Annotated in this window: 13 protein-coding genes and 1 tRNA gene; 11 read left to right on the forward strand and 3 right to left on the reverse strand. The window is 49.0% G+C overall.

The window, feature by feature from the left end; all coding sequences use genetic code 11:
- Positions 1-110: 110 nt before the first annotated feature.
- The 11 genes from IPL71_RS23180 (at position 111) to IPL71_RS23230 (ending at position 7491) form a co-directional block, all read left to right on the forward strand.
- Positions 111-344: a cupin domain-containing protein gene (locus IPL71_RS23180; protein WP_345325757.1), complete on the forward strand. Its 234-nt coding sequence runs from the start codon at positions 111-113 to the stop codon at positions 342-344.
- 115 nt (positions 345-459) lie between these two features.
- Positions 460-1248, forward strand: coding sequence for a hypothetical protein (locus IPL71_RS23185; protein ID WP_345325759.1), 789 nt, complete (start codon positions 460-462; stop codon positions 1246-1248).
- Positions 1249-1294: 46 nt separating this feature from the next.
- Complete coding sequence (locus IPL71_RS23190) at positions 1295-1756, forward strand: hypothetical protein (protein ID WP_345325761.1); 462 nt, start codon at positions 1295-1297, stop codon at positions 1754-1756.
- Between the two features lie 31 nt (positions 1757-1787).
- Positions 1788-1964 carry a hypothetical protein gene (locus tag IPL71_RS23195; protein WP_345325763.1) on the forward strand — a complete coding sequence of 59 codons (177 nt, stop codon included), beginning with the start codon at positions 1788-1790 and terminating at the stop codon, positions 1962-1964.
- Between the two features lie 13 nt (positions 1965-1977).
- Positions 1978-2325, forward strand: a complete 348-nt coding sequence (locus IPL71_RS23200; protein ID WP_345325765.1) for a hypothetical protein — start codon at positions 1978-1980, stop codon at positions 2323-2325.
- A complete protein-coding gene (locus IPL71_RS23205) occupies positions 2322-2612 on the forward strand; it encodes a hypothetical protein (RefSeq protein WP_345325767.1) in 291 nt (96 codons plus the stop codon). The genes IPL71_RS23200 and IPL71_RS23205 overlap by 4 nt, the downstream gene beginning before the upstream one ends.
- A 201-nt stretch (positions 2613-2813) precedes the next feature.
- Positions 2814-4010, forward strand: coding sequence for an aminomethyl transferase family protein (locus IPL71_RS23210; protein ID WP_345325769.1), 1197 nt, complete (start codon positions 2814-2816; stop codon positions 4008-4010).
- 208 nt (positions 4011-4218) lie between these two features.
- Positions 4219-4404 carry an FAD-dependent oxidoreductase gene (locus tag IPL71_RS23215; protein WP_345325771.1) on the forward strand — a complete coding sequence of 62 codons (186 nt, stop codon included), beginning with the start codon at positions 4219-4221 and terminating at the stop codon, positions 4402-4404.
- On the forward strand, positions 4401-5816 hold the full coding sequence (locus IPL71_RS23220) for a phytoene desaturase family protein (RefSeq protein WP_345325773.1): 1416 nt from the start codon (positions 4401-4403) through the stop codon (positions 5814-5816). The genes IPL71_RS23215 and IPL71_RS23220 overlap by 4 nt, the downstream gene beginning before the upstream one ends.
- A 163-nt stretch (positions 5817-5979) precedes the next feature.
- Positions 5980-7353: a phytoene desaturase family protein gene (locus IPL71_RS23225; protein ID WP_345325775.1), complete on the forward strand. Its 1374-nt coding sequence runs from the start codon at positions 5980-5982 to the stop codon at positions 7351-7353.
- Between the two features lie 66 nt (positions 7354-7419).
- Positions 7420-7491: transfer RNA gene (locus IPL71_RS23230), tRNA-Arg, on the forward strand.
- Positions 7492-7825: 334 nt separating this feature from the next.
- On the opposite strand, the gene IPL71_RS23235 is transcribed toward IPL71_RS23230, so the two are convergent.
- The 3 genes from IPL71_RS23235 to IPL71_RS23245 form a co-directional block, all read right to left on the reverse strand.
- The gene (locus IPL71_RS23235) at positions 7826-8596 is read right to left on the reverse strand and encodes a DNA repair protein RecN (protein ID WP_345325777.1); all 771 of its coding nucleotides are present in this window, start codon (positions 8594-8596) and stop codon (positions 7826-7828) included.
- Positions 8597-8891: 295 nt separating this feature from the next.
- Positions 8892-9329 (reverse strand): AAA family ATPase, encoded by a 438-nt coding sequence (locus IPL71_RS23240; protein WP_345325780.1) that lies wholly within the window; start codon positions 9327-9329, stop codon positions 8892-8894.
- Between the two features lie 74 nt (positions 9330-9403).
- Positions 9404-9841 (reverse strand): hypothetical protein, encoded by a 438-nt coding sequence (locus IPL71_RS23245; RefSeq protein WP_345325779.1) that lies wholly within the window; start codon positions 9839-9841, stop codon positions 9404-9406.
- Positions 9842-10104: the final 263 nt, after the last annotated feature.

Genomic DNA, 10104 nt, shown 5'->3' on the forward strand with positions numbered 1-10104 from the left:
CAATAAAGGTGATAAATGTCCATTGCCTAAAAATTATATATAATATACAATCCTGCAACTCTGGAGACAAACCATGAAATCCTACGAATTGAACCAACTCATTTCGCAGCATGCCGACTCAAAAAAACTTTTATCTTGAATTTCTCAAGGTCCCCGACCTGAGCATGGGAGTGTACATCCTCCCCGCGGGCGGGATCGATCCGCAAAGCCCGCACACAGAAGATGAGGTCTACTACATCGTCAGTGGCAAGGCGCAAATCCAAGTGGCAGATGAAAACCGTGCTGTACAGTCAGGTTCAATTGTATATGTGGCAAGAACGTGGAACATCGTTTCCACGCGATAGAAGAGGAATTAACCGCGATCGTCTTCTTCGCGCCAGCAAGAATATTCATTGAAGGGATAAGCATAAATGCATCTCCCTTATTTTTACACCTCTCAGATCCATTGAGATGGATCAAATGGACATAAAAATCAGAACACAAAAAATATTCGGTGATATTCTTTGGTGGGCAGGTGTGGTTGGGCTGTTGCTCTTATCACAAACTGGCATCGAATCTCTCCTTTCCCTTTTTACCGGTACAGGATTACAGATTTTTATCAACCCGGATCTTTTAAAAAATGATCCAGCAATCCTGGCGGCAATCGTTACGCCGATCCGGGGAATCACCCTTTTATTCAGCTTGTTTATTCTGTCAGTTCCAATATTTCAAAGTATCCGTCAATCCGGCATGGTTCGCGAATCTCGAATCACATACGCACATGCAGCACAGGCGCTTTTATTATTATTTGTTTTATGCCTTATTTTCCCGCCCGGCCAGATCAGTGGTTTGGCGGAGGAATATGCAAACACAAGCCTTATTATGTTCACGAAGCTGTCGACGGTAAGTTATCACCGCCGCTTTTTAATGCCCGCGATCGCCCATATTCTTTTTATGCGCGGGCCATTGTTCTTTCTAATATTTTCGTTTATCTGCACCCTGGCATTGATCTTTGTCCTTCGGCTATGGTTCGAGTCCAATCAAATTCGAGTCTCTTTCTGGCAGCTTATCTCACTTGGAACAACAAGTTTTATATATTTCCAAATACGAACTCCAGGATACCCCGATGTTCTTATCAGCATCTTTATTCTTCTCGCTTTTATATTCGCCCGGGACACAAGATCAAAACTGTCCCTGTTCGTACTATCGCTCGCATCACATGAAGCGAGTTTGATTATTTGGTTCTCTCTTGCATTAACCTTGTTTTAACCAAAGGATTTATACAGTTTTTTGTGATCAGCGCATCTATATCTTTATGCTATTTGCTCTCAACGATGGCATCGCCGGGGTGCTGGCAACCAGAAACCTTGGCGAAAAATCAAATTTAATGTGGATACTGGATGACCCCGCAAGAGCCTTGATGGGCATTGCTTTTTCATTCAAAGCATTATGGATTATGGTGGTCGGCGCAGTTATATATCTGCTTTCAAAAAGAAAAACAAAAGAAGCAGCTCAGATCGTCGCCATACTCTTGTCTGGAATCTTAATGATATTTATGGGCGTTGACACCAGCCGGTTATTCGGGTGGACTTTTATGGCAATATTAATTTCATGGAAAGTTCTGGAATACTCGGAACATAATTGGAAAAAAATAATCAATATCGCGCTAATCGTTAATCTCCTGATCCCTTCCGTTGATGTATACATGTTCGGGCAGCCTGTTATCATGTCTGGTTTCTATCAATACATTTTCAGCTTCTTCACAATTTCTAGCTGAACCATGTCTTTACTTTTGAAAGGTTAAATAAATGCTCAATCTCAAAACCACACCATTCCATGCAAGAACGTCCGCGTTGTGCCAGCCGCAGAATTGGCGCAAGTGGGCGGGATATTTCGCCGCAGGCTCGTATGAGCACACGCTCGACCGCGAGTATTGGGCGATTCGCAATGCGGCAGCGTTGGCAGAATATTCTAATAAATCTTGAAGGAGGAAAAATTATGGATGAAAAGAATGATTTGTTTGGAAAGAAACATGCAACTCTTTGGCGTATCTCAATGTGGGCAAATGGATTAGCTTCCATTGTTCTTTTTATATACGTTCTTCTTGCCTTTGGACAGATATCTCAATATACGACAATGGCTCACAATATGTATCAGACAGATTTAATCGGTTTATTTTCCCGATCCCCACTTTACATTCTGGATGTGTTACTTCAAATGACAAAAGAGTTTCTACAAGGCGCTTTTTATTATTTGGCGCTAAAAGGTATCTCACTTGGGCTTGATATGATTGTTGAAACGGACATTAACTATAGAGAGAAAAAGATTGAAGGAGGTACAGCGTGAGTGAGGAACTACGCGAGCAAATTCGGAACAACCTAAATCTAAAAGACATATATGAATTACTTGAGATTTGGAAAACAAACGACCGTGTTGAATGGTCAGATACAGCATTTGAAGTTTTGAGAGAAATTCTAAGGGAGAGGATAAGAGAAATTCCTCAACAAGATAAACCAATTCTTGTGCATGAAGAATTGGTTCAAGATAATGATGGTTTTGAAGACTGGGAGATAAAATTAAGAGATAACAACAACCAACCAGAGCTTTATGACCCCGGAAGTTATCAACTTTAGGAAGAACGCAAACAAGCTGGTGATTGCAACTGCTATTGTTTATATCCTGTTAGCAGCGATAAACTCCGATCAAAATATATTTATTGTGATGTTGGGTACTTCTTTGGAAATTGCCTATATTTATTTTTCGTTTAAAGCATTGGCGCACATTTTAAGAATACTCATGGAAATGGAATTCAACAGTCGAAAGGTAAATCAATAATGCTCAATCTCAAAACCACCCCATTCCATGAACGAACGTCCGCGTTGTGCCAGCCTCGAAATTGGCGCAAGTGGGCGGGATATTTCGCCGCAGGCTCGTACGAGCATACGCTCGACCGCGAGTATTGGGCGATCCGCAATGCGGCAGCGTTGATCGATGTCTCGCCGCTGATCAAGTATGTGATTAAAGGAAAAGACGCGGCGGCGCTTCTGCATCGCGTCACCACCCGCAACATCCACAAGATGAGCGTGGGACAAGTCTTCTACACCGGCTGGTGCGACGAAGAAGGCAAGATGATCGACGATGGCACCGTCACACGCTTCGACGAAACGACCTTTCGCCTGACTGCCGCGGAACCGAATCTGCGCTGGCTGATGATGAATGCGGTCGGCATGGAAGTGGAAATTACCGAAGTCACAGACGATGTGGCGGCGCTTAGTTTTCAAGGCCCCAACACGCGCAAAGTCTTAAACATCGTTGCCGAAAAAACCGTGGACGAGTTGAAGTATTTCCGCATGATGAAAAATAAGATCAACGGAGTCGAAGTCACCATTTCACGCACTGGCTATACCGGTGACCTCGGCTACGAAATTTGGATGGACGCAAAAGACGCGCTCCCAATCTGGGATAAATTGATGGAAGTCGGCGGCGATTACGGCATTGCCCCCGTTGGCATTTTGGCAATGGACATGGCACGTGTGGAAGCAGGTCTCTTCATGCTCGATGTGGATTACACCTCCGCATCTCACGCGTGGATCGAACCGCAGAAATCCTCTCCCTACGAATTAGGTCTCGACTGGACAGTAGCGCTCGATAAGCCTGGCTACTTCGTCGGTCGCAGAGCGCTGGAAAAAGAAAAGCGCGAAGGCTCTACATGGAAGATGGTCGGCTTGGAAGTGGATTGGGTTGGAATGGAAAAGTTATTCGCAGGCGTTGGCTTGCCGCCACAAATCCCTGGCATGGCTGTGCGTGGAAGTCTGCCTGTGATGGTTGGCAATGTGCAGGTTGGATACGCATCCACATCCACATGGTCGCCCGTGTTAAAAAAATACATCGCCCTCGCGCATTTACAGAAACCCTACTTTGAAGTCGGCACCGATGTACGAATGGAAATCACAGTCGAACATCACCGTCAGCACGCGCCTGCCAAAGTGGTCAAGCTGCCGTTCTATGAGCCTGAGTGGAAGAAGAAATGAACCATGATGAACGGTGATAAACAAAGATGAAAAATTCGGACACGGATTTCACTGATTACACGGAAAAGAACGGATTTTAAACAAAAAAGAATCCGTGTTAAACCGTGAAATCCGTCCAATCCGTGCACAAAAAATCTCTGTTCATCTCCGTTTACACCTGCACTGGCGTACGGTGCAAGTGTCTCTGGTGAATTAAAAGGAATTATTTATGACATCAAATCAATACGACGCAATCATCATCGGCGGCGGTCACAACGGACTTGTGGCTGGCGCATACCTCGCTCGCGCTGGCAAGAAAGTGGTCGTGCTTGAGCGCAGACATATCGCAGGCGGCGCGGCTGTGACCGAGGAAATCTTCCCGGCTACAAGTTCACCGAATTTTCGTACGTGGTGAGTTTGTTACGCCCCGAGATCATCCGCGACTTGGAACTTCCCAAGCACGGACTCAAGATCCTTCCACTTCCGTCCACCGTCACACCGATGGAAAACGGAGATTATCTCGGCGCATGGGATGACCACGACCTGACCCGCCGCGAGATCTATCGTCACTCGCCCAAAGACGCGGAAGCCTATGATGAATATGCCCGCGTTATGGCTCGTGCGGCAAAAGCCATCAAGCCCATCATCAATCTCATTCCGCCTGACCCATCCTCGCTCAGCGTGAAGGACTTGATGGGCTTGCTCAAAGTTGGACAATTCGCTGCGAATCTTTCTGAAAAAGAATTGTACGCAATCGCCAAACTCGCCACCCAATCCTCAGCGGATTTGCTTGAAGAGTGGTTCGAGTTTGACCCATTGAAAGGCACCAAAGCCGCCAGCGGAATCATCGGCACCTACCTTGGTCCGCGCTCACCTGGCACCGCGTACGTTTTGCTTCATCACTACATGGGCGAAATTGACGGCGCATTCCGCGCGTGGGGTTTTGCCAAGAACGGCTCTGGCGGAGTCAGCGGCTCCATCCTTAGCGCAGCGAAAGCGCTCGGAGTGGAAGTCAGACTCAACGCAAGCGTGAAGCAGGTCATCGTTAAGAATGGACGCGCTGTTGGCGTCGCTCTCGAGAACGGCGATGAACTCACATCCAAAGTCGTCATGTCCGCCGCAGACCCGAAACGCACCTTCCTGCAATTCGTCGAACAGAAACATTTCCCCGATGAATTCGTCACCGCGCTGCAGAACTTCCGCACACGCGGCTCGTCAGGCAAAGTCAACATTGCGTTGAGCGAATTGCCCAACTTCACCGCGCTGCCCTTCAAAGGCAAAGGTCACGACTCGGCGCTGCATCGCGGCGCGGTGTCCATCAGCCCGAGCATTGATTACATCGAGCGCGCCTACGATGACGCGAAGTACGGGCAGATTTCGAAGCGCCCGTATCTCGATATGATTTTCCCATCCATGATTGACCCAGACATGGCGCCTCCCGGACAACACGTGATGTCTTGCTTCGTGCAATACGCGCCGTACGACCTCGAAGGCGGCTGGAACGACGAGAAGCGCAATGAACTCGGCGAAGCGGTCATCTCGACCATCGAACAATACGCGCCGAACATTTGCAAAGCCATCGTCGGTATGCAGGTCATCTCACCGAAAGACATCGAAGCCATCGCAGGCATCACGGGCGGCAACATCTTCCACGGCGAACTGCTGCTGCAAATCTTCTTCCTGCGTCTCACCCCGCAATGGGCAGACTTCCGCACCCCACTCAAAGGCTACTACTTCGGCGCAAGCGGCGCCCACCCCGGCGGCGGCGTCATGGGCGCGGCAGGCATGTTGGCGGCAAAAGAAATTTTGAAGGACGGAAATTTCTAACCACGGAGACACCGAAGCACGGAGAATTAAAAACTCTGTGTCTCCGTGCCTCAGTGGTTAAAGGTTTAACTGCGACAAAAATATACGACAACATTATCATCGGTGCAGGGCACAACGGTTTGGTCGCTGCCGCATATCTTCCAAGCAAGGCAAAAAAGTTTTGGTGCTTGAACGCCGCGCCATCGTCGGCGGTTCGGTTGTTACAGAATCTTTCGGCGATGATTTCAAAGCGGATTCAATTTATGCAGGCGGGACTCTGCGCCCCGACATTATCAAAGACCTGAAACTCGCCTCTCACGGGCTGACAGTTGATACCGTCCGAAAACCATTCATCTCCCTCCAGGCAGACGGCAACCACCTCTCCCTCGACGCCGAGTCCATCAAACGTATCTCAGAAAAAGACGCGGCGCGCTTCCCCGAATTTGTCCGCTTCATGGATAAAGCCGCAAGCATTCTCGACACCGCTTACGCCACCATCATGCCGCGCCTGCCGCTAAACTTCAACATCCGCGAAGGCTATGGCTTACTGGAGTTGGGACTCGAACTGAAACTCGCAGGTCGCAAGGACATGCTCAACTTCATCCGCGCCCTGCCGATGACCGCGCAGGAATTGCTCGATGAATATTTTGAATCTGACATAGTCAAAGCAGCGATTGCATCCGTCGGCATCCACGGCTTCACCCTGGGACCGATGGGCGCAGGCACAGGCTACACCCTCATCCACAACTGGATGAATCGCGGCGGGCTGGCGAACGTCAACGTTGGCAAAGCTGGTGAAATCACACAAGCGCTTGCGAATGCGGTGAAATCCTTCGGCGGGGAAATTAAAACCGAGGCAGAAGTAAAAAGTATCAAAGTGGAAAGCCAAATCGCGAAGGGCGTTATCCTCGCAAACGGCGAAGAGATTCTTGCGAATCAAATTCTCTCCTCCGCAGACCCGAAGCACACTTTGCTCAAACTCGTTGGCGCACAGGATTTGCCACCCGAATTCGTCTGGCACACCCAGTCCATAAAAATGCGCGGCTCGGTGGCGAAGATCCACTTGCAGACGAATGGCAATCATGGCATCCCCGAAGGGACTCTGGTTGTTGCTCCTTCAATCAAGTATTTAGAAAAAGCCTACGACGCCGCGAAGTATGGCGAAATTTCCGAAAAGCCATATTTGGAAGTGACGACTGCGGGCAACGTGGTCAGCATCCATTTCCAATCCGCTCCATATGCTTTGAGAAATAGTGAGTGGAAAGTGGAAAGTGGAAAGGTTGCAGAACTTGCAATCAAGACATTGGAAGCATACTTCCCTGCACTTCACGCTTCACGCATCACGCATCACATCATCACGCCTCTTGACTTCGAACAAACTTACGGTCTCACCGAAGGCGACCTCAACCACGGTCAACTCATGCTCGACCAATTCCTATTCATGCGTCCCTTACCAGGTTGGTCCAATCACAAAACGCCAATCGATAATCTCTATCTCTGCGGAAGCGGAGTCCACGGCGGGGGCGGGTCAGCGGCGCAGCGGGGCGAAATGCTGTGAAGGCTTTGAAATAAATTTACAAGGCGCATGGATATATTCCACCTTTTGTGTATAATCCTGCTGCTCGCCTCGATAGTTCAATGGACAGAACAAGGCACTCCTAAGGCTTAGATGTAGGTCCGATTCCTACTCGGGGCACTAATCTATAAAAATATTAATCAATTTCTAATGAAAAACACTTGCGCGAAATGAATCGTTGGTGTAATATTAATCTCGTTGACAGCAAGGGTGCCCCCCTCACCCTTGCTGTCAACATTTTAATGACAATTACTTAATCATATAAAAAACTCCTGTTCAACGAACAGGAGTTTTTATATGATTTCTATTCTTTTCTTTGGTCATCTGCCGCGCAATTTGCAATAACTCGTGCGCAGAACGTATTGTCCCTTCACCAACCTCGCCGAGCATCTGAGAAAGTTCAAGCAAACGTGCGTCGCCATCCAAAGATTCAACGCGGGTTAGCGTGCGTCCATTATCGATCAGTTTTGCACCTGATAATGCTGGTCGCCAAAGACCGCCAATTGGGAAGATGCGTCACACAAAAGACCTGATGTGTGCGCGAAAGATTCCAAAGTTTATGCCCCACTACCATACCCACGCGTCCACCGATGCCTTGATCGATCTCATCAAAGATCAGGGACGGGACTTCGTCAGCGCTGGCTAGTACGTTCTTTAAGCCAAGCATCAAACGGGAAGTTTCACCGCCAGATGCGATCTTTGCCAGCGGTTTAAGTCCTTCACCGGGGTTGGGCGCAATCAAAAACTCAACGCGATCAAAACCATTTTGATCAAAGGCGATGCGCCTGCCATCGGCCAGAGGCGCACCGTTGACATCTGGCTTAGTTTGAAAGTCCACACCAAATTGGGCAGAAGCCATCTTCAGATCACCAAGTTCAGTTTCAATGCCTTTGCCCATGCTAATGGCAGCAGACTTGCGCTTCTCAGAAAGCACGCCGCCTTGTTTGGCAACTTTTTCCAGTAATTTCGCTTCCTGCATTTCCAATTCATTAATCCGATCCACCGCGCCCGTAATGGTTTCAAGCTGCTTGCGAGTATCTTCACCATAGGCGATCACTGCGGGAATACTGCCGCCATATTTGCGCGTCAGCGAATGGATCACATCCAGGCGTTCTTCCACATCTTCAAGCCGCTTGGGATTGAACTCGATCTCGTCAAGATAATCACGCAGACCATGGATCACATCGGAGATCGTATCCAACAATAACTCGGCTTGATTCGCCAACTCAGCCTGACCCGCATCAATTTTTGCGAGGGTCGCCAGCGCCTGTGCGGCCTGTCCGACTCAGGTCGGTCGCGGCGGGGTTTCAGGCAGACCTTCATCCAACACAGCCAGCGCTTCCTGTGCATTTTGTGCAAGCTTCGGCATTGCTAAGCGGTCACGCTCTTTGCGCAATTCTTCATCTTCGCCCCTTTCAATCTCGCCGATTCGATCTCTTCGGCTTGGTAGGTCAGCATTTCAATACGGCGGTCTGCATCAGATTGCGACTTGCGCAAATCATTCAACTCACGGCGCAGATTTAGCAGCGAGTGATAGGTCTGGCGGTAGTCGCTGGAGGCCGGGCCACTTCCGCGTAGCGATCGAGCAGGCCGAGGTGTGCGCGTGGATCGAGCAGAGAGAGATGTTCCGCCTGCCCGTGGATGTCGATCAGCAGTGCGCCCAGTTCCTTCAACAATCCAACATTCACCGTGCGGCCATTAATGCGCGCCACACTGCGTCCCTCTTTGCGGACTTCGCGCATGAGCGTTACATAATTGGGATCATCCATCAGCTCTTCGCGGTTGAGGATGAAATGCACCGCATCTTTTTCCGGACCTGTGAGCTGGAACACCGCTTCGACAAATGCGGCGTCTGAATCAGAGCGCACGAAGGTGGTATCCGCTTTGCCGCCGAGAAGCATGACGACCGCGTCAAGGATGATGGATTTGCCCGCGCCAGTTTCACCCGTAAGGATGATGAGACCAAGTCAAAGCGCAGGTCAAGTTTGTCTATGATTGCAAAGTTTTGGATGTGGAGTTCAGTAAGCATAGGCTATTTAAATAATTGAATCCCAGAAAGTCGAGTGTAGACAAGCGGTACGGCGATGAACAGATAAATTCCTTGAAAGACGATCCCAAAAATATTCATGCTTAATAATTGAACGATCAGCACAGGCAGAGCGCCAAGCACCATGCCCACCGCGACCGTAATAAACAACGAGCGTGAACGATGACGTCGGGTGACAACGCGCACTGCTTCGGCAATTGTGGTACCCGCGATGGGCGCGGCCGAAAGAATGAGAAGCCAGCCAATGAATCCGATGCCGCCGATCAATGTAACCAGAAAAGCCGCAATCGCAGAAAGGAAACCGGCGGTAAGAAACCCGAAGATGTAATCGTACCATTCAGAAGTATCAAAAGATTTTGATGCGAGCGGACACAGTCCCTGCACATATAGCCGGTGGGTGTGCGCTGTGCGCAGGAAGCGCAAATTGGTTTTTCGCAGCGTTTGCAGCGCAGACTGGTTTCACGATCTGGGTGGACATAACAATAAGTTAAAGTGGAGATGGTATCTGTCATCGTGGAAATCCTAAAGAATTTTCGTTCATGTGTGCAGTAAGGTTACGATAAAAATAACCGGGTCTTCAAAGCGGACAAATTGCGCAGTAACATCTGCAGCGGTAACTTTTACCTGATCGTCTTCCATCAACGGCGTTGGCGGCTGGCCGTCCACGCTGAGGACTGAGTTTTCAC

The sequence above is a fragment of the Candidatus Villigracilis proximus genome (genome assembly GCF_016717045.1).
Lineage (GTDB): Bacteria > Chloroflexota > Anaerolineae > Anaerolineales > Villigracilaceae > Villigracilis > Villigracilis proximus.

Bases quoted from the DNA above. Each gene is read 5' to 3' on its own strand.
- IPL71_RS23180 (WP_345325757.1), top strand. From the start codon at position 111: ATGCCGACTCAAAAAAACTTTTATCTTGAATTTCTCAAGGTCCCCGAC.
- IPL71_RS23200 (WP_345325765.1), top strand. From the start codon at position 1,978: ATGGATGAAAAGAATGATTTGTTTGGAAAGAAACATGCAACTCTTTGG.
- IPL71_RS23215 (WP_345325771.1), top strand. From the start codon at position 4,219: ATGACATCAAATCAATACGACGCAATCATCATCGGCGGCGGTCACAAC.
- IPL71_RS23185 (WP_345325759.1), top strand. From the start codon at position 460: ATGGACATAAAAATCAGAACACAAAAAATATTCGGTGATATTCTTTGG.
- IPL71_RS23210 (WP_345325769.1), top strand. From the start codon at position 2,814: ATGCTCAATCTCAAAACCACCCCATTCCATGAACGAACGTCCGCGTTG.
- IPL71_RS23190 (WP_345325761.1), top strand. From the start codon at position 1,295: ATGCTATTTGCTCTCAACGATGGCATCGCCGGGGTGCTGGCAACCAGA.
- IPL71_RS23195 (WP_345325763.1), top strand. From the start codon at position 1,788: ATGCTCAATCTCAAAACCACACCATTCCATGCAAGAACGTCCGCGTTG.